This is a genomic window from Blautia sp. SF-50, assembly GCF_900101315.1.
Classification (GTDB): Bacteria; Bacillota; Clostridia; order Lachnospirales; family Lachnospiraceae; genus Blautia_A; species Blautia_A fusiformis.
The window spans coordinates 22,137-41,764 of record NZ_FMUW01000013.1 but is presented as its reverse complement, the minus strand read 5'-3'; the positions used below and the strand labels follow the sequence as shown (position 1 = coordinate 41,764).

Annotated in this window: 17 protein-coding genes; 2 read left to right on the top strand and 15 right to left on the bottom strand. The window is 45.9% G+C overall.

Going from position 1 to position 19,628, the window contains the following annotated elements:
• Positions 1 to 18: 18 nt before the first annotated feature.
• The 7 genes from BLP57_RS09705 to BLP57_RS09675 form a co-directional block, all read right to left on the bottom strand.
• Entirely contained in the window at positions 19 to 840 is an 822-nt protein-coding gene (locus BLP57_RS09705) for an HAD-IA family hydrolase (RefSeq protein WP_092071300.1), read from the bottom strand.
• Positions 841 to 974: 134 nt separating this feature from the next.
• Positions 975 to 2,249: an adenylosuccinate synthase gene (locus BLP57_RS09700; RefSeq protein WP_022426147.1), complete on the bottom strand. Its 1,275-nt coding sequence runs from the start codon at positions 2,247 to 2,249 to the stop codon at positions 975 to 977.
• 120 nt (positions 2,250 to 2,369) lie between these two features.
• Entirely contained in the window at positions 2,370 to 3,803 is a 1,434-nt protein-coding gene (gene purB, locus BLP57_RS09695; RefSeq protein WP_044961987.1) for an adenylosuccinate lyase, read from the bottom strand.
• A gap of 122 nt (positions 3,804 to 3,925) precedes the next feature.
• Positions 3,926 to 4,618, bottom strand: coding sequence for an amino acid ABC transporter ATP-binding protein (locus BLP57_RS09690; RefSeq protein WP_021652351.1), 693 nt, complete (start codon positions 4,616 to 4,618; stop codon positions 3,926 to 3,928).
• Between the two features lie 21 nt (positions 4,619 to 4,639).
• The gene (locus tag BLP57_RS09685; protein ID WP_022426149.1) at positions 4,640 to 5,290 is read right to left on the bottom strand and encodes an amino acid ABC transporter permease; all 651 of its coding nucleotides are present in this window, start codon (positions 5,288 to 5,290) and stop codon (positions 4,640 to 4,642) included.
• Between the two features lie 229 nt (positions 5,291 to 5,519).
• Positions 5,520 to 6,410 carry an amino acid ABC transporter substrate-binding protein gene (locus BLP57_RS09680; RefSeq protein WP_015527098.1) on the bottom strand — a complete coding sequence of 297 codons (891 nt, stop codon included), beginning with the start codon at positions 6,408 to 6,410 and terminating at the stop codon, positions 5,520 to 5,522.
• A 92-nt stretch (positions 6,411 to 6,502) separates the two neighbouring features.
• Complete coding sequence (locus BLP57_RS09675; protein WP_175442969.1) at positions 6,503 to 7,225, bottom strand: LytR/AlgR family response regulator transcription factor; 723 nt, start codon at positions 7,223 to 7,225, stop codon at positions 6,503 to 6,505.
• A gap of 167 nt (positions 7,226 to 7,392) precedes the next feature.
• On the opposite strand from BLP57_RS09675, the gene BLP57_RS09670 reads away from it, so the two are divergent.
• Positions 7,393 to 8,832, top strand: coding sequence for a helix-turn-helix domain-containing protein (locus BLP57_RS09670; protein ID WP_092071294.1), 1,440 nt, complete (start codon positions 7,393 to 7,395; stop codon positions 8,830 to 8,832).
• On the opposite strand, the gene BLP57_RS09665 is transcribed toward BLP57_RS09670, so the two are convergent.
• The 3 genes from BLP57_RS09665 to BLP57_RS18255 are packed head-to-tail and all read right to left on the bottom strand — an operon-like array spanning position 8,829 to position 14,415.
• Positions 8,829 to 9,608, bottom strand: coding sequence for a hypothetical protein (locus BLP57_RS09665; protein ID WP_059085392.1), 780 nt, complete (start codon positions 9,606 to 9,608; stop codon positions 8,829 to 8,831). The genes BLP57_RS09670 and BLP57_RS09665 overlap by 4 nt on opposite strands.
• Positions 9,605 to 10,879 (bottom strand): DUF5716 family protein, encoded by a 1,275-nt coding sequence (locus tag BLP57_RS09660; protein ID WP_022426152.1) that lies wholly within the window; start codon positions 10,877 to 10,879, stop codon positions 9,605 to 9,607. Before BLP57_RS09660 ends, BLP57_RS09665 begins: the two co-directional genes overlap by 4 nt.
• The gene (locus BLP57_RS18255; protein WP_242872597.1) at positions 10,876 to 14,415 is read right to left on the bottom strand and encodes a DUF5717 family protein; all 3,540 of its coding nucleotides are present in this window, start codon (positions 14,413 to 14,415) and stop codon (positions 10,876 to 10,878) included. The genes BLP57_RS09660 and BLP57_RS18255 overlap by 4 nt, the downstream gene beginning before the upstream one ends.
• Before the next feature lie 181 nt (positions 14,416 to 14,596).
• Between BLP57_RS18255 and sigK the strand changes: the two genes are divergently transcribed.
• Positions 14,597 to 15,226 carry an RNA polymerase sporulation sigma factor SigK gene (gene sigK, locus BLP57_RS09650; protein WP_092071291.1) on the top strand — a complete coding sequence of 210 codons (630 nt, stop codon included), beginning with the start codon at positions 14,597 to 14,599 and terminating at the stop codon, positions 15,224 to 15,226.
• Positions 15,227 to 15,280: 54 nt separating this feature from the next.
• Here the strand turns inward: sigK and BLP57_RS09645 are convergent, their stop codons facing one another.
• From BLP57_RS09645 to BLP57_RS09625, 5 genes are read right to left on the bottom strand one after another with little or no spacing between them, the layout of a single operon-like run.
• On the bottom strand, positions 15,281 to 16,504 hold the full coding sequence (locus BLP57_RS09645) for a peptidase U32 family protein (protein ID WP_092071288.1): 1,224 nt from the start codon (positions 16,502 to 16,504) through the stop codon (positions 15,281 to 15,283).
• Positions 16,464 to 17,156: an O-methyltransferase gene (locus BLP57_RS09640; protein ID WP_092071285.1), complete on the bottom strand. Its 693-nt coding sequence runs from the start codon at positions 17,154 to 17,156 to the stop codon at positions 16,464 to 16,466. Before BLP57_RS09640 ends, BLP57_RS09645 begins: the two co-directional genes overlap by 41 nt.
• Positions 17,153 to 17,557 carry an endolytic transglycosylase MltG gene (locus tag BLP57_RS09635; protein ID WP_015527091.1) on the bottom strand — a complete coding sequence of 135 codons (405 nt, stop codon included), beginning with the start codon at positions 17,555 to 17,557 and terminating at the stop codon, positions 17,153 to 17,155. Before BLP57_RS09635 ends, BLP57_RS09640 begins: the two co-directional genes overlap by 4 nt.
• 11 nt (positions 17,558 to 17,568) lie before the next feature.
• Positions 17,569 to 17,907, bottom strand: coding sequence for a YlbF family regulator (locus tag BLP57_RS09630; protein WP_015527090.1), 339 nt, complete (start codon positions 17,905 to 17,907; stop codon positions 17,569 to 17,571).
• 4 nt (positions 17,908 to 17,911) lie between these two features.
• Positions 17,912 to 19,546, bottom strand: coding sequence for a ribonuclease J (locus BLP57_RS09625; RefSeq protein WP_044962008.1), 1,635 nt, complete (start codon positions 19,544 to 19,546; stop codon positions 17,912 to 17,914).
• Positions 19,547 to 19,628 lie beyond the last annotated feature (82 nt).

The following is a 19,628-nucleotide window of genomic DNA, read 5'->3' as shown; positions in this document are numbered from 1 at the left end:
CTCTTTTCACACTGAAGGTCATTTCACACCAAGCTTCTCAAGCGCCTTCGCCGCCTGCTTCAGATTCTCAAACTGGATGGTATGGATACCGGCTTTTCCGGCTCCCTCACAGTTCACGGCACGATCATCCAGAAATACCGATTTCTCCGGTTTCAGGCTGTAACGCTTCAGAAGTGTTTTGTAAATATCCACCTCCGGCTTGATCTGCTGCACATCACAGGAAAATACCACTCCGTCCATATATTTCAGAAAAGACATATCCTGCTTTGTACGATCCAGCATATAAGTTCCGTAGTTGGAAAGGACATAGAGATGATATCCCTGATTTTTGAGATATTTCACCCAGGTTTCCGCATAATCATACAGATGCATACACTCCGGATCACGTCGTACCACCTCACGGATATCTGCTTCATATTCCGGTGCACTTTCCACAAATTTATCTACATACCAGGAATCCTCATGCTGTCCACGGTCCTGTTCCTCCCAGATCGGGTTTCGAAATACTGCATCTGCGATTTTCTGATACTTTTCTTCCGGGAAGTCATAGCTCCGAAGATACTCTTCCCAGTCATAGCCCATCAGCACATTTCCCACATCAAAAATAATATTCTCGATCATACGGTTTTCATCCTCTCTCGGCTTCTTATTTCCCCAGATCCGGTACGCCATCCAGAAAACATACGCTACGATTGGTACCAGAACTGCTGCCGCAAAAGCCCCCCGGAATAAAGCCTGGGCGTTTTCACTGCTTCCCCAGGCAAATGCCATTGGAAGGCAGAATATAAGAAGTAATATGACAACACCTGCAAGTGCCGCGATTCTTTTAAAATTTTTCATTGAACTTCCTTTCACATGATACATCCGCTATTCTATCTGTTATTTTAACTGAATATCTCTTTGAACCAAAAGGGCGCCGGAGAAATTCTTCCCCGGCGCTTCCTGTTGTCATAATCCTGATACTGTAAAAATAATTATCTATAAATGATGTCGTTTCTTCCTGGTCCATTAGAGATCATTGTGATCGGGAATCCAATATGTTTTTCTACGAACTCTACATATTTTCTGCAGTTCTCCGGAAGATCCTCATATTTTTTGATTCCACGGATATCGCATTTCCATCCCGGAAGCTTCTCAATAACCGGTTTTGCTTTCTCAAGCTGCACAGTTGTCGGGAATTCTGTTGTCACCTCTCCGTCGATCTCATAGCCGGTGCAAACCGGGATCTCATCCAGATATCCCAGAACATCCAGTACTGTAAAAGCAACGTCTGTAGCTCCCTGGAGACGGCATCCGTATTTGGATGCAACACAGTCGAACCATCCCATACGTCTCGGACGGCCTGTAGTAGCACCGAACTCACCACCGTCACCGCCACGTTTTCTCAGCTCATCTGCTTCCTCGCCGAAGATTTCAGAAACGAATGCACCTGCTCCAACTGCACTGGAGTAAGCTTTGCATACGGTTACGACCTTCTTGATCTCATATGGAGGCAGGCCTGCACCGATGGCACCATAAGCAGCCAGTGTGGAAGAGGATGTAACCATCGGATAGATTCCGTGATCCGGGTCTTTCAGAGTTCCGAGCTGTCCCTCAAGAAGAACCTGTTTTCCCTCTTTCAGTGCATTCCAGAGATAGAGAGATACGTCGCATACGTATGGCTCAACCATCTTCTTGTATTCCATCAGCTCATTCATGATGTCTTCCGGTTTCAGAAGAGGCTTATGATAGAGATGCTCAAGTGTTACGTTCTTGGTCTCGCAGATACGTACAACCTTCTCTTTCAGTGCTTCCTCATCAAAAAGCTCACTTACCTGGAAGCCGATCTTTGCATATTTGTCAGAATAGAACGGAGCGATTCCGGATTTTGTGGAACCGAAAGCCTTGCCTCCAAGACGCTCCTCTTCATACTGATCGAACAGAATGTGGTAAGACATTACCATCTGTGCTCTGTTGGAGATCAGGATCTTCGGTGCCGGTACTCCACGGCCTACTACTTCGTTGTACTCCTTGAAGAATACCGGAATGTTCAGTGCAACACCGTTTCCGATGACACTGGTCGTATGTCCGTAAAACACACCTGACGGAAGTGTATGAAGTGCGAATTTACCGTAATCATTTACGATGGTGTGGCCCGCATTGGCTCCACCCTGAAATCTTACGATGATATCGGCTTTCTCAGCAAGCATATCTGTGATCTTGCCTTTACCTTCATCTCCCCAGTTTGCTCCTACTACTGCAGTTACCATAACACAGTTCCTCCTTGTGTCTTTCTCTATTATTCGGAACGGCATGTTCTCTGCCTGTAATACACAGAGACACGTCATTCCTGTCTGTGTTCATTTCTTAATGTTTATAACATCTTGGAATTATACGTTGATCTCAACCTTAACGCCAAGCAGATCCTTATGTGCATCCAGAACCGGCTGTACCACATTGGCGATAAATGCCTCTGTCTGCTCTTTGGCACGTCCTGTATATCTGGACGGATCCATGGATTTCTGAAGATCCTCAAGAGTCAGGTTAAATGCCGGATCTGCTGCGATCAGCTCAAGAAGATTGTTATCTTTACCCTCTACCTTCACGTTCTTTCCTGCTTCCATGGAAAGCTCACGGATACGCTCATGAAGTTCCTGACGGTCTCCGCCTGCCTTAACTGCATCCATCATGATATTCTCAGTTGCCATAAATGGAAGCTCAGACATCAATCTCTTCTCGATAACCTTCGGATAAACAACCAGTCCGTCTACAACATTGAGGCAGAGATCCAAGATTCCGTCGATCGCAAGGAATCCTTCCGGAACGCTGAGACGCTTGTTTGCAGAGTCGTCCAGAGTTCTCTCAAACCACTGTGTTGCAGATGTGATCGCCGGGTTCAGTGCATCGATCATCACATATCTGGACAGGGAAGCAATTCTCTCACTTCTCATCGGATTTCTCTTATATGCCATAGCGGAAGATCCGATCTGGGATTTCTCAAATGGCTCCTCTACTTCTTTCAGATGCTGAAGAAGACGGATATCGTTGGACATCTTATGTGCACTTGCAGCGATTCCCGCAAGGATATTCAGCACACGGGTATCAACCTTTCTGGAATAGGTCTGTCCGGAAACCGGATAGCAGGATCTGAATCCCATCTTCTCTGCGATCATCGGATCGATCTTGTCGATGGTCTCCTGATCCCCGTCAAAAAGTTCCAGGAAGCTAGCCTGTGTACCGGTTGTTCCCTTGGAGCCAAGAAGCTTCATAGTGCTTAATACATACTCAAGGTCCTCAAGATCCATCAGGAATTCCTGAGTCCAGAGAGTTGCTCTCTTACCTACGGTTGTCGGCTGTGCCGGCTGGAAATGAGTAAATGCCAGAGTCGGCTGATCCTTATACTGTGCAGCAAACTTGGAAAGCTCAGCGATCACGTTCACAAGTTTCTTGCGGACAAGTTTCAGCGCCTCTGTCATAACGATGATATCCGTATTATCTCCTACATAACAGGAGGTCGCTCCCAGATGGATGATACCTTTTGCCTTCGGGCACTGTACACCAAACGCATACACGTGAGACATTACATCATGGCGAACCTGACGCTCACGCTCCTTAGCCACATCATAGTTGATATCATCCGCATGAGCTTTCATCTCGTCAATCTGCTCCTGGGTGATGTTAAGGCCAAGCTCACGTTCCGTCTCAGCAAGTGCGATCCACAGCTTTCTCCATGTGCGGAATTTCATGTCCGGGGAAAAAATGTACTGCATCTCTTTGCTTGCGTACCGCTCTGACAGCGGGCTTACATATCTGTCTGTATTCATTATTATCCTCCTGATTACATACATCCGGGCCGGAATGGCGAATGATCCGTTATCTGCCCGAATCTGGTTAATTCACGCCTCTTGAAATTATATAACATTGCCTCTTTAAAAGCAACCGTTTGTTACTCCATACCCTGATGGAATTTTCCCAAAAATTCCTTCATTCTGCCATTTTCGGAAGAAAATACCTCCTGCGGCGTTCCCTCCACTGCGATCACACCCTTATCCATAAAGATGATACGGTCGGAAATATCTCTTGCAAAATTCATTTCATGAGTAACGATCACCATGGTGATATGCTCCTGAGCAAGATCCTTGATAACCTTCAGGATCTCACCGGTCAGCTCCGGGTCAAGTGCAGATGTAGGTTCATCAAAAAACAGGATCTTCGGATTCATACAGAGCGCACGGGCAATGGAAACTCGCTGCTGCTGTCCTCCGGAAAGCTGAAAAGGATATGCCTTCTCCTTGTCTGCAAGGCCCATTTTCTTAAGAAGGCTTCTTGCCTGGGCGTAAACCTCATCTTTCTTTCTCTTCTGCACCTTCAAAGGTGCATCCACTATATTTTTCAGTACGGAAAAATGCGGAAACAGATTGAACTGCTGGAACACCAGTCCCACATCACCGTTTTTGATGATCTCGCCGCTGTCCGGCGTCTCAAGTCCTGTGGCACAACGCAGGATGGTTGACTTGCCGGAACCGGAAGGACCGATGATACTTAAAACTTCTCCCTCTTCCACGTCAAGAGAGATATCTTTGAGAACTTCCAGTCCGTCAAAGCTTTTTTTGATATGTTTCATTTCAAATAATTTCATATTTTATACTCTCCATTCCGGTTAGCGGTAGTAATTCATACTTTTCTCAACCTTCTGCATCACAACAGCCACGATCAGGTTGAACACATAATAAAATATCGCAGCGATCACAAATGGCATCATTGTTGTCTGTGCACTTGCGATCTGCTTGGCAATGGTAAACATCTCCGCAACTGCCACAACAAACGCAAGGGAAGTATCCTTGACCAGCGTAATGACCTCATTTGTAATAGACGGCAAAATCCTCTTGATCACCTGTGGAAGGATGATGCGGAAAAATGTCTGCACCTTATTGTATCCAAGGATCTTTGCAGCTTCATACTGTCCCACCGGCATGGATTCAATGCCGCCGCGATAGATTTCTGCAAAGTAAGCTGCATAGTTGATGGCAAATGCGATAAATACAGCGATCAGACTATATCCCATGGAAATACGGATCCCGAAGATAAAATAAGGGCCGAAATATACCACCATCAGCTGCAGCATCAGCGGCGTTCCTCTCATGATGGATATGTACCCGGATACAATGGTACGGATCACTTTGTTTCTGGACATTCTGCCAAAACAGATCAGAAGTCCCAGCGGCAGAGAAAACAGCAAGGTTACAAAAAAGATCTCAATAGAGACCAGCATTCCTCCTGCCAGCTGCTGGAGCATTACACTAAAACTCATTTTTTTCCTCCTAGTTCGGAGTATCAGTCCCATTTATCGGACTGATACCTGTAATTCCTGTAAACAACAGGAAATGAGCGTGTACGGCAGCTCTTTCTGCGCCGAAGCACCCTCATTTCCTTTTTATGCGGAAGCTTCAAAAGCTTCTGCTATGTTTCTTATTTCTACTGCTGTTGGATAGCTTAAAAAAATATCTTCACAGCTTTTACTGTGCCGGATCTGTACCGGATCATTTGGATTCAGAATCGGTTTCTTTCTCTGTGCTGTCTGCACTTTCTTCTGTGTCAGCTTCTGCTGAATCAGAATTCTCTGTCTTATCCTTGTCCTCGCTGATGCAGAGCATGCTCTTATCCAGTTCATACTTATCTGCAAGCTTGTCAACCTCACCGGACTCGTCAAGCTTCTTGACCTCATCCCATACGAGATCCTTCAGTTCATCATTTCCCTTCTTGAATCCGATGCCATACTGCTCGTTCTGGATTGGCTCGTCAAGGATCACATATTTATCCTTGCCTCTCTGGGAAAGCTGATAGTTAGCAACACCGATATCAACAGCAACAGCATCTGCAGCTCCGGAATCAATATTCATAAATGCAGTGTTGTAGTCCGGATTCTCTGTAAGAGATGCAAAGCTGTCCTTCAGTTCCTTATTGTCATCGTTGTTCAATGCGTCCAGTGCAGCGGATGCAGCCTGTACAACTACGTTCTTGCCCTTAAGATCCGCAAGCTTCTCAATTTCAGAATCCTTGGCAACTACGATCACCTGCTCATTGTTGATGTATGGATCACTCCATGTATAGTCATCCTCACGTCCGTTGATAGTAAATCCATTCCATATACAGTCGATCGTTCCGGAGTTCAGCTCCATATCCTTGGAATCCCAGTTGATAGGCTTCTTAACAAGTTCCCAGCCAAGATTATCACATACTTCCTGGGCAAGGTCAAGGTCAAATCCTACATATTCTCCGTTATCATCCTTATATCCGAACGGAGGATATTCAGCATCAAATCCTACAATCAGGGTCTTATCCTCAACACCTGCCTGTACACTCACTCCTGTTACCATCATTCCTATTGTCATCGCTGCCGCCATTACTACTGCAACTGTTCTTTTCTTCATGGTCATTCTCCTTTTTTCGGTTATCTCTTTATCACATGGTCACTCTACCACGCGAAAGCGTATGGTTATAGTAACATACCCAAAAGGAGCTGTCAAGAGCAAACCTTCTGCTCTGCCAGATAATCTTTGTATTTCTTTCTGGCCGTTTTCAGATATGTTCTGGAAATTGGGATTTCCGTCTGTCCGACCACAAAACTGTTCTTCTTAAGTGAAGTTACCTTCTCCATGTTGATACAAAAGCTCGGATGACATCTCAGAAAGCTGCTGTCTGACAGCTGTCCCGAAAAATCCCCCAGCCTGGCTCTGCAGCTGATCTTTTTTCCATCGGTAAGATGAAATGTCACACTGTGAAGACTACTGGATATATATGCCAGATGATCGTGCTGCAGTGTATAAACCTGTTTCCTGTAGCGAAAATACAGCGCTCTTCCGCCTTCACGCCTGCACACCTCCAGGATATGTACCAGAACATGTTCCAGTTCTCCACTTTCAACCGGTTTGACCAGATAGTTATAGGCAAACACTTCAAATGCTTCTTTATAGAATTTTTCATTCTCTGCCACCAGCACAACCGGGATATAATGTCCTTTCAGGCGCATTGTCCGTACAGTTTCCAGACTCCTGCCCTGATCACCATCCAGCCCCAGAAATATCAGATCGCAGATCTTGTGTCCCTCTGCCAGTCCTTTCAGAAGACTCTCTCTGGTCCGATACAGAAGGAGCTCTGCATCAGGGACCAGTGTGGAAAGCTGCCTGTACAGCTTCTGTGCATCCTTTCGTATTTCATCACATATCGCGATCGTCATCACTGCCATTGCCGTGTTTTCCTCCCTCATGCTCTTTCTGATATTAACATTTTATTTTCAAAGAAAGACCTGCGCAATATGTGCTTCTAATTGTGCCTTGTTTTTTTACAAATTATTGCAATTCATGATCTGTTTTCGTATAATAATGTCATATAAGCACCAAAAGGAGTACTACTATGTCTGATTTCAGCAACAAATGCCGGGAATACCTAAAGGATACAGGAGAAAACGTTTATCAGTTATCTGCTTCTTCGGGACTTGACCGTACCTCGCTACAACGTATGATCACAGGGAAACGTCTTCCCGGTATTGATTTTGTGCGCCAGTTCTGCGATTCCCTCCGGATCAATCCTTCCCAGCGCAGGGAACTGATGGAATTATATAAAATAGAAAAAATCGGAAAAGAAATATATTACAACCGCAAATATATACAGGAGCTTCTGGGTGTTATCAGCTCCCAGCAGGTCATTTCCCGGGAGGGTTTTCTCAGGCTTCCATCCTTTCCCTTTTACCGTGGAACTTTTTCTCTTGATGTGGAAAAGAAGGTCCTGAGCCTTTTTGAGGACATCCTGTCTTCCGGTTCTTCTGAAACGATCCGTACCAACCTTCCGGCCAACTGCCGGCTTCTTGTACAGATCTTTTCCCATCTTTATCCCAAATATGAGAAACTGCCACCGGTGATCCAGATCCTGCCGCTTCACCAGAACCCGTCCGCCTCACCGGATTACAACATGAATCTGGAAACCTTTCTCTGCACACTCCTTCCGATCCTGTCAGGTTTTGTGGGCTACCAGCCATATTATTACTATACTCAGACAGGCCGAGAGTTTTCCAGCTATGAACTGTTTCCTTTTTTCTTACTCACTGAAAAAAAGCTGCTGCTGTTATCCTCGGATATGATGACCTGTATTTTTACTGAAAATCCGGAAGCGATCCACGCATATCAACAGGAATTCCGACGGGCTCTTGAGAATTCCAGCCAATTCTTCCTGCAGTCGGATTCTCCGGACAGGATCCTTAATATCTTTGGTTCTATCATGCAGACAAAGATCTCAACAAATTTTGCACTGGAATCTCATCCCTGCCTTGCACTGATGTCCTATGGTCCGGGCTTTATTCAGTCATTGTTTGATAACAGGGATATCGATCTTTCCGATCCGGTCTATACCCAGCTGGCAGCGGTTCTGAACCAGACTTCCTTTTCTTTTACAGAAGCTGCCTTTTCCTGCAATTATTTTACACTGAGCGGGATCCGGAAATTTGCCCGTACCGGACTCCTTGACGGACCTTATTCCTACCATCAGACCCCTCTTCCGAAAGAAGAACGAAAAAAAGCCCTCAAGCATCTTCTTGACACAGATATGGGACATGAAAAATGCAGGATCCTGAAGCCTTCCGTACTTCCTGAAACCGGGATCCATCTGGAAGTTCTGTCTGACTATTCCGTTTTTCTCTGCTTTCTTTCCGAAAAAGATACTTTTCTCTGTATCTATCTGAAAGAAACCAGTATTGGACAGGCCCTGAATGATTACCTCTGTTCCCTGTCTGAGGAAGAATCCGTATATACAAAAAAAGAAGCCCAGCAGATCCTGCTGGGACTTCTTGAACAGCTTTAAGAGCCGGTACTTCTGTGATATTCTCTTGTGAGATCCTCCAGGATCCTGTCGGTTTCTCCGGATGCGATATGCTGCTCCGGGAGACCGGCAAAGCTTTTCAGAGCCTGGTCTGTTTCCTGCCTTACCATTTCATCTGTCTTCAGATCTTCCTGTCGTTTCCTGTATTCTTCTTCACTGTGAACACTGCGGTAGGCCAGAAGATAAACCTTCATCGCTTTCTCTGAATGCTTCTCCTTCCATGCTTTCCAAAAGCAATCCAGCGCTTTATCCATCTGGAACAGGTAACTGTATGCGCATCCCTGATTATGCAGGATCCTTTCACGCATCTCTCCGGTGATTTCTTTCCCGCCATGCTCCAGAAGCTTCTGATAAACACGGAGTGCATTCACATACATCCGATTCTCCATCAGCGCATCACCTTTGCGTTTCTCCCGTATTTCTTCAGGTTCACGTTTTCTGGCTTCAATGCGCCCGTTTAAGGTCTTAAGCTCTTCATAAGCCAGATAATTGATCTCTTTAAATATCGGATACAGTACTTCTTCAAGTCCGGCCTCTCTTCCAATATAAGGTTTCAGCTTGGCCGCAAGCTTCGGAAGCTCCAGTTCTTCCTCCAGCCAGGTACAGAGCTTACTGCTGATCAATGAGCTGTCCACAAGATAAAGATTGTTATAAAGATAATAGCAGAGTTCTTCTATAGAATAGATATTGGTACTGATATTTTCGATATAAAACGGCTTCTCTGCCTTTTTTACCTGACATAAAATATATCCGCTCATGCCTGCTTCCTTTCTTCCTGCTCATCCCATCGTACCAGTTCCCTCCAGATCTTCCCACTGGAAGGATACATTTCGCCAAAGCCCAGATCCTCTACTGTGATCTCACAGTCTCTCGGCGATACGTATTTCAGCGTGAGGGAAAGCCTTGAAGTCCGATTAGGCCGCTTTGGCAGACCCTCAAGTGCCATGGCCACACGTTTCTTCTCGGTTTCTTCCGGAATACTTACCACAAATACCAGTTCACTGGTATCATCCAGGATCAGCTCGCAGGATGCACTGCATTCATACCAGTTGCTGCCGCTTTCGATCAGCGGATAGTAAGCCGGAGAGCCCATCACCCGCATATCCATTCCTACGTCCGCAGCCACCAGCGAATCGCTTAAATAGCGGTAACCTTTGAGTTTTTTATCCTCCAGCCTGTCCTTACCGGCTATGCAGGCTCCCTTTGCAAAAAGATTGTTTCCGTAAAAAACCTTCCGTCCCTGATGACACAGGAGCTTTACAGACTGCTGTGCCCACTGCTGGTCAAATCCTTCTCCCGTGATCTGCACACTGGAGAAGAGCTCTTTGCCGAGAGTCTTACTGATAAAACGGTAAAATTCCACATCACGGATCTCTTCTTCCGGTTCAAGCTTTGTACTGACCGGATCCTCCAGTTTTACAAGCACCGGTCTGGAAGAGCCGTTGATGGTCAGCTTCCGGAAAGTTACCGTATCGCCTGCAAAGGCATACCATCCTACACTTCGATTCCAGGTTTCCCGTTTCTGTCCCAGTGCATAATAATAAAAGCTCTCGCCATAGTCCATAAGCATATATTTCTCACGGGAAAAACCTGCAAGGCTGCAGGCCTTCTGATAATTCCGTACCTGAAGTGTACTAAGCTCCGGCGATGTGATACAAAGGCACCGGGTATTCTTTACGATATCCTGGATTCCCAGAAATTTCAGGATTCCCCTTAGAAAATGTGCCAGAAGCTCTGCCGGCTCTTTTTCCTCTCCTGCCACCTGGATCTTTTCTTCCTTCTGACAGATATCATAAATATTTCCGATCATGATTCCGCCCTTTTCCCTGGCAAAATACTCTGCTTCCAGGCCTACGCAGTAATCACCGTGATCGGTACGATAGCAGATACAGCCCGGAGCTTCGTACTGACTGGCTCCTACCTTCATGGAAAGAGAACGGGCTTCTTCTGCTTTTCTGTCATAATAACAGATCTGTGTGTATTCTTTTCCAATATCAATTCCTATGATCAAGTCACGAATTTCATTCATCTTTCCGGTTCCTTCTCTATGACAAACATTTCATTAACGTACTGTTCCTGCCGGAGATACTGTGCCAGCTTCTCCTTCACTTCCGTGTCTTTCTCCAGTTTCCTTGCACAGAGTATCTGATTGATCAGCTGATATTTGCTGGATGCCTGGTCATTACTCTGGTTCATGGTCAGTATTTTTTCTTCCGTTTTGTGTACACCAGTTTCATCTTCTGTCTGGAAATAATATCGCAGGGTCTCTCCATAAAACAATGTAAATGCTCTGGCAAAAATTCCCTCATAGATATTTTTGAGCGGTTCACTTTTATAGTCCGGTACAGTTCCAAGACCTGTATCCAGGGAATAATACAGTGTGACCGAAGCCTCCGGTGAAGTATGATACTCTACAAAAGTCTTATCATCCAGCTGATACGGTCGCAGGATACTCTGATCCAGATTCCGGAAAAACTCAAATATCATTCCGTCCTTTACACAGGAAGAGAGGATTTTTTCCTCCATTTCCAGATTTTCTTCATCAGAAGTTTTTTCTTCGGAAAGCAGCTTCAGAAGGGCCAGGTCACAGATCCGGTCTCCGGGCCACTCCTTTTCTCTGCGATTTTTCAGATACTCCTTAAGTCCAGGCATCTCCGGCATTTCTTTTACAAACATTCCGTAAGACATCAGAGTCAGATACGCACCGATCACACTCTCTTTTCCGGAATGACGGATATATTCTTTCAGGATATCCGCACCCTCTGACCGGTAATCCCAGTTAAACATCAGAAGAGAAAGGATCCTCTCCTCCAGATTATAGGTATCCATCTCAAACCCACAGGCACTTTTCCAGATATCCAGAAGTTCCTCCACAGGTCCAAACCGGAATTTCATCAGATACATGAGGATCACTTCATCATAGATTCCCTGCCGGTATACATGAGAGGAAAGTGCAATCAGCTCTTCGTCCTCCGCACAGTCACAGCGGATGATCATACGGCTTACCAGCTTCAGAAGAGCACGCTCCTCTACTCCTTCAAATCCAAATGCTTCCACCACGCTCATAGCCTGCGGAAACAGTCCCCTCTGGATCAGGATCTCCAGAAGGGTTTTCCGGTCGACCATGGCATATTCCCGATAATCCATCATCTCCAGACAGGCATCCAGATCTTCTCCCTGCACGTGATCCCGATAATAATCCAGGATCTTTTTGCGGATCAGCCTCTTATATTCATCGGTAAACGCCGGTGAAAGGACCAGTTTCTGAAAAATTCCCAGATTCTTACGACTGATCTCCTGACCCTGACAGTAATACAAAAGCACAGCCGGTTCATCCGCCCCTTTTTCCAACACTGCCGGAACCATCTCACGATCATCAAAAAGTGGTGTCAGATTATAATCTACCGTAGCAGCATAACGTCTCTGTTTTTCATCCTGAAATACAACGGCCGCATCTTCGCTGCAGATCCTTGGGTAAGCGATCCCATGGATACACGGATAGATTTCTTCCTGTTTCATCTGTCTGTGACGGACGATCACACTGCGGACCTTCGGATCATCCGTATACAGCCGGCAGGTAAACATTCTGGAGGCGATCACCTGCGCTTTTTCGCTGTCCGATGGTTCCCGCATGAATTCCTGATAAACAGCGGCATAATTTTCATTCATCCGGCCTTCCCGTAACTTACGGAAAGCAAATTCCTCCATGCTTTCACGATAACTTTCGTATGTCTGTGGATCACGTTCCTTCCCTGCAATGATGCATGCATACAGATAGGCACGCTTGGAATCACCGAGAGTATTGTTGTTATAGGTAAAATACATCAAAAGCGGTTTCGGCAGGACTCTCCGATAAGAAGTATCCAGTGTTTCCACATAATATTCATACAGCCGTGTGATCCGGATCCCGCGGTCCACGGCAGCGGAAAACCACTGAAAATATTCCGGTTTTCTTGGATTTCCCTTCATAATATATTTACAGATAGCTTCCACGGTATCATCCGACGGAAAGGCTTCACATCCCATGGCCATAGCACGGTACAGACTTTCGTTAAAAGCTTTCTCATAACCGGAAAGATATGCCAGGCGCATGACCAGCTCTTCCGTCAGCATCTGTTCTTTTCCTGCAAAAAGGAATACCTGGGCCCAGAACCCATTGATTCGATGCAGCAGAGACATATCTGCACAAATACTGTTCCATGCTTCCAGATACAGAAAAGGACTTGTACATCCCCGCTCAAAAAGTTCCTCCATCAGAAAGATCTTTTTTGACGGAGAAAGCGTATGATCCATTTCAAATACCAGTTTCAGAAGGATAAAGCTGTCTTCCTTCTGCATCTGGAAATTCTGTACCTTGCGGAGGGCCTGTTCCTTATCCCGGTACAGCCCGGTCTGTGTACACAGATACAGATAAATCCCTGCCAGTTCCAGTTCATTGTGATGAAAGGATTTATTCTGATAACGCTCAAGGATTTCTGAAGCCTGGTCATCTTCTCCTTCCAGATGAAGAAGATAGGCTTCCAGAAGCTGATATTCCGGATATTTCAGTCCGTTTTCGCCCATACGGTCAAGCTTCTCATGAGTAGAGGCTGTCCAGGCCTGAAAATCTGTTCTTTTACAGAGATATCCCAGGTATTCCTTCATCAGAGATATCCGGTACTGTTTTTCCAGAAGATCCAGGTTCACGGCACTCTCAGTTCCTCTGGATACAAGAACGTGATATACCAGTTTCTGGTATGGGGTTTTTACAATGATCTCGCCGTACTGATTTCCTTTTCCCAGTTTTTCCTGGCGGATCACATAGTTTATTTCACAGGTACTTCCGATAAAATCCTCTTCTGTGACCACATGCTTGCCTGCCTCCAGAAAATCCCCGTTTACCTCAATATCTGCCCGCAAGTGTCCCCATCCGCTCCTGTGGATATAAAGGGATTCCTGAACAGATTCACTGACATCATAAAAACTCGCCTCTTCTCTGTTCAGACTCAATGTCACCTTTTCCTTGGCACCGGCTGCGATCAGAAATTCCTCCAGATGCTGATAGGTCACCGGCTGCTGTGACATTCCTGCATAAAGAGAACGGATCTTCTCACTCTGATCACTCAGGATCAGGGAAAAATGTCGTTCTGTAAAGATCCGGTAAGCCTCATGGAAATCTTCCTTTGCAATATGCAGAAATTCTTCCAGAGAAGATACCTTTCTGCCTGCACTCTTCACCTCTTCCGTCTGTACCTGTACAGTGAACGGCAGCTTATATTCTCCGATACTGGTAGTAAAACACAGCCAGCCTTCAAAGCTCTCTCCCGGCTTCATTCCCTCTGCATCTACCCCATAAGGCATGCGCACTGTGGTTCCGGAAAAGCGGTCAAATCCGGGCACCAGTCTCCGGTCAGATGAAGTCACAAAGCCACTGATCCTGCGGTTGTCATCGGTACCGAAATAAATCTCATCCTTTGTAGTCTCTCCTGCCTTCAGCGTAGCGAAAATACGGTCCTGTGAAAACAGAAGCTCAGGCTGTTCATAAATAAATTTTCCGTTAAGAAGCTGTTCTATCCTCTTTTTCAAAATATATACTCCTCATCAATATACACTGATTGTTGTCACTCGTATTTTATGATTATACACCAGATCAGAATGTGGCGCAACAGGTGTTCGCCTCTGTCCTTTTTATAAAGTTTCTGTTGGAAAAGCACGAAAAGCACGTCCGGCTCATAAGCTATAAGGAAATCCCCTTTGAGGTGAACCCTTGAAAACCTTTCTGAAACCGCTTTCTTTTGCGGAAGAGCAGTTCTATCTTCTACAGCTCCAAAGGGGCGATCCGGAAGCAAAAAATATCCTTATCGAACACAATCTCCGCCTCGTAGCACATGTTGCAAAAAAATATCAGGGATGTGACGAGGATCAGGATGATCTGATCTCCATAGGCACCATAGGTCTGATCAAAGCCATTTCCACCTTTGATCCCAGCCGGACTTCCAAGCTTTCCACTTATGCTGCACGGTGCATTGACAATGAACTTCTCATGATGTTCCGTGCCCGCAGGAAACGTTCCAGAGAAGTTTCTCTCTATGAACCCATCGGCACAGACCGGGAAGGCAACGAGATCAGCCTTCTCGATATCATTGAAAGTCCACCCGTTGATGTTGTGGATGATTGTTTCAAAAAGGACAGCATTTCCTATCTTCTCCGTTATATCCGGACAGTACTCTCCCCAAAGGAATACCAGGTGATCTGCTGCCGCTACGGTTTGAATGGCCAGGAGCCACTGACCCAGCGAGAGATTGCTGAAAATCTCTCCATCAGCCGCTCCTATGTATCCCGTATCGAAAAGAACGCTCTTCGAAAACTCCGTACTCTTTTTCCTGAAAATCAGTAAAGGGGAGAACGTTCTTTTCGTTCTCCCCTTTACTCTCTTATCCACCCTTTCGGATCATTCACCTCTTCGGAGAATATCAAATACCTCCGGCATCTCAGTCAGTTTCACATAGATCCTCTGCTGAGCATGTGGTGCACTCTCCATAGCTTCGCCCTCTTCATTATAAATGGCTTCCACTGTGACCGGAATATTCCTTCCGTCCGGTTTCATGATTTCGATGGTCTCTCCTACAGAAAACTTGTTTCTCTGTGTCAGTCTTGCCAGACCTCTCTCATCGATCTCTTCTGCAAATCCAAGATATGTGTATTCTCTTACATATGTGTTGCTGTCATAGATCTGGGTATTCTCATCCGGCTTTCCGTAGAAAAATCCGGTGGTAAACTGACGGTAGGTACAGTTTGAGATCTGCTCCTGATACCACGGCATATTTGCATGATATTTTTCCGGACTTTCCACACAGTCGTCAATGGCTTTGCGGTAGGTTCTTGCCACTGTTGCCACATAAAGAGCTGTTTTCATACGTCCTTCGATCTTCAGGCTGTCAATACCGCTTGTAAGGATATCTTCCATATGTTCTACCATACAGAGATCCTTGGAATTAAAAATAAAAGTTCCTCTCTCATTTTCAAATACCGGCATGTATTCTCCCGGACGCTTCTCCTCCACAACAGAATATTTCCATCTGCAGGGATGGGTACAGGCTCCCTGATTGGCATCTCTTCCTGCCATAAAGTTACTGAGAAGACATCTTCCGGAATAGGAAATGCACATGGCACCGTGAATAAACGTTTCAATCTCCATATCCTCCGGAATATGTGCCCGAATCTCCCGGATCTCTTCCAGAGAAAGCTCTCTTGCACTTACCACACGTTTGGCACCAAGGTTATACCAGAAACGGTAAGTCTCATAATTGGTATTATTTGCCTGTGTACTGATGTGACGCTCGATCTCCGGGCAGATTTCCTTTGCATACATAAAGATTCCCGGATCTGCGATGATCAGTGCGTCCGGTCCGATCTCCTTCAGTTCCTGAAGATATTCCCTTACACCCTCAAGATCACGGTTATGCGCCAGGATGTTTACTGTCACATAAACCTTTACACCATGGGAATGGGCAAATGCGATTCCCTCACACATATCTTCTTTTGAAAAATTCTTAGCCTTTGCACGAAGTCCAAAAGCTTCTCCGCCGATGTAAACAGCATCTGCACCATATATGACGGCAACCTTTAAAACCTCAAGGCTGCTCGCCGGAACCAATAGTTCTGGTCGTTTCATAAACCTGTTCTCCTGTTTTTACACTTACAGCCGCTCCGTCTCCAAGAGGAAGCACCGATGTACGAAGCACCGGGCTGTGAGTCAGCTGCCAGAGATATTCTCTCATTCTTTTATAGATTGTACGGTTACGCCGTTCCACAAGATAATGAGATTCAATAATATCCCCTTCCTGCAGCACGTTGTCAGATACCAGCACGCTTCCCTCTTTCATCAGTCTCAGCACGTCAGGAAGCCAGTGGATATACTGGCCCTTGGCTGCGTCCATGAAGATCATATCAAAGGTTCCGGTAAGATTCTTCAGGATTTCTCCGGCATCTCCCTCAAAAAGCGTGATCTGTGACTCTCTTCCTGCGCGCCTGAAATTATCCTTTGCGACAGGAATTCTTTTTTCATAATTCTCTATGGTAACAATTTCCATATCTTCCGGCCCATACTCACACATAAGAAGTGTGGAGAAGCCTACGGCAGTCCCCACCTCCAAAATGCGCTTCGGTTGTTTCAGTGCCAGAAGCATCCTCATAAAGCTCTGCATATCTCTCCGGATGATCGGCACCCGGTCTGCAAGTGCCTTTGTCTCCAACTCCTGCAGAAATGGAGTATTCCCCATATCCAGTGAATTGATATAGGTCTGCATGCGTTCTTCTACGATCACTGGCTGTTCGATCCTTCCTTGCTCTCTTCTCCTGACAGCACTGCAATGATCCTGGTCGGTGTATAAGCTGTACTGAGAAGGTATGTACCTGCTTTGATCTGTCCGTGATATGCGGACATTCTTTCCTGTATGGTAAATGCAAGCGCATCCTTGATAAGACCCTTCTGCTCCAGTGTCTTGCCTACTTTATATGCAGAGGCACCTTCTTTTATGACTACCGTGACCTGCTGTCCCTCTCCCGGGCTCATAGCCTGCTGGTTAAACACATCGTAGCCAAACTGATATGCTGATTTTCCAACCCAGATCAGAAATACGATAATAAAGATATATACAGCGGTTTTAAATACCCCTCCAGCCAGAAAAACGCCGGCCCTGCCAACCTTGTCTCTTGTGTCTGCCATAGTCTTTCCTCCTATAAGTCAGGAATCTGTATGTCGATCCCGTCCACCAGCGTCCTGCATATCCGCTGCATCAGTCTGCACAGCGCAAGCTCTGCGTCGAGATAGGCATTTACTTTCAGGTTCTGTCTCAGACTTGCAGACTCCTGATTGAGCTGTTCCGCAATATGGAACAGCTCATCCTTGTCTGAATGATTCTGCAGTCTGAAATTATCTCCACGGAATCTCATCACTCTGGCTTTCAGCTCAGGATCCGCTTCAAGCTGGGCTGCCTGTTTCTGATATTCCTGATATTCATCGCTTCTGTGCACAGCATCGAGAAGCTTCTCGATCTCCATGCTGATCTCATCCATGAACCTACGCCTCCATAATGATAGGCAGGATCATAGGATTTCTCTTGGTCCGTTTCCACAGATACTCTCCAAGGGCATCCTTGACCTCGGTTTTGATCTTGCCCCAGTCCGTGATATTGTTCTCCAGGCAGGAATCCAGTGCAGTTTCCACAACCTGTCTGGCATGCTCCATAAGATCCTCAGATTCTCTTACATACACAAAACCTCTGGAAACGATATCCGGACCTGCGAGAACTACATTACTGTGGCGCTCCAGTGTCATAACTACGATCATGATTCCATCTTCAGACAGGTGCTGACGGTCACGGAGTACGATATTTCCCACATCGCCAACGCCAAGTCCGTCTACGAAGATCGCACCTGTATGAACGCTTCCTGTCACCTTGGCATCCTGTCCGTCCAACTCCAGAACATTTCCGGAAGAAAGGATAAAAATATTCTCCTTCGGGATTCCCAGATCTTCCACAATGTGTTTCTGTGCAGTCAGATGACGGTACTCACCATGGATTGGAATGGCATATTTCGGTTTTACGAGGGAGTAGATCAGCTTGATCTCCTCCTGGCAGGCATGTCCGGAAACATGGACATCCTGGAAAATAACCTTGGCTCCCTTCATAGACAGTTCGTTGATGACCTTAGAAACTGCCTTTTCATTTCCGGGGATCGGATTGGAGCTGAAAATGATGGTATCGTTAGGCTTGATCGTAATCTTCTTATGGATATTGGCTGCCATACGGGAAAGTGCCGCCATGGACTCACCCTGGCTTCCGGTTGTGATCAGAACCACCTTGTCGTCCGGATAATTCTTCACCTGATCGATCTCGATCAGTGTGTTCTCCGGGATCTGCAGATAGCCAAGCTCTGACGCTACGGAAATAACATTGACCATACTGCGGCCTTCCACAGCAACCTTTCTTCCGAACCGGTATGCAGTGTTAATGATCTGCTGCACACGATCCACGTTGGACGCAAAGGTTGCAATGATGATCCTGGATGTACGGTACTCATTAAAAAGATTATCAAATACATGTCCCACTGTACGCTCGGACATTGTAAATCCCGGTCTCTCTGCATTGGTACTCTCACACATCAGTGCAAGCACACCCTTTTTACCGATCTCTGCAAAACGCTGCAGATCGATGGCATCTCCAAATACCGGTGTATAATCAACTTTAAAGTCTCCTGTGTGTATCACGATTCCCACCGGTGAATAAATAGCAAGTGCGGATGCATCCTGGATACTGTGATTCGTTTTGATAAATTCCACAGCGAAATCCCCAAGATTGATCACCTGCCCGTGTTTTACCTCTTTCAATTTGGTAGAACGCATAAGGTTATGCTCTTTCAGTTTGTTGCGGATCAGTCCCAGTGTCAGCTTGGTAGCATAGATCGGAACATTGATCTCTTTCAACACATACGGAAGAGCTCCGATATGATCCTCATGTCCATGAGTGATCACAAATCCCTTCACCTTGGAAATATTTTCCTTAAGGTATGTTACATCCGGAATGACCAGATCGATTCCCAACATATCGTCCTCAGGGAAAGAAAGACCACAGTCTACAACTACAATACTGTCGCCATACTCAAAAGCGGTAATGTTCATTCCGATCTGCTCCAGACCGCCAAGCGGTATGATCTTAAGCTTGGATGTTGTTCTGCGGCCGGTTTTCCGACCGGATGGCCTACCGCCGGTCTTTGCCGGTTTCTGTGTGTTTCTG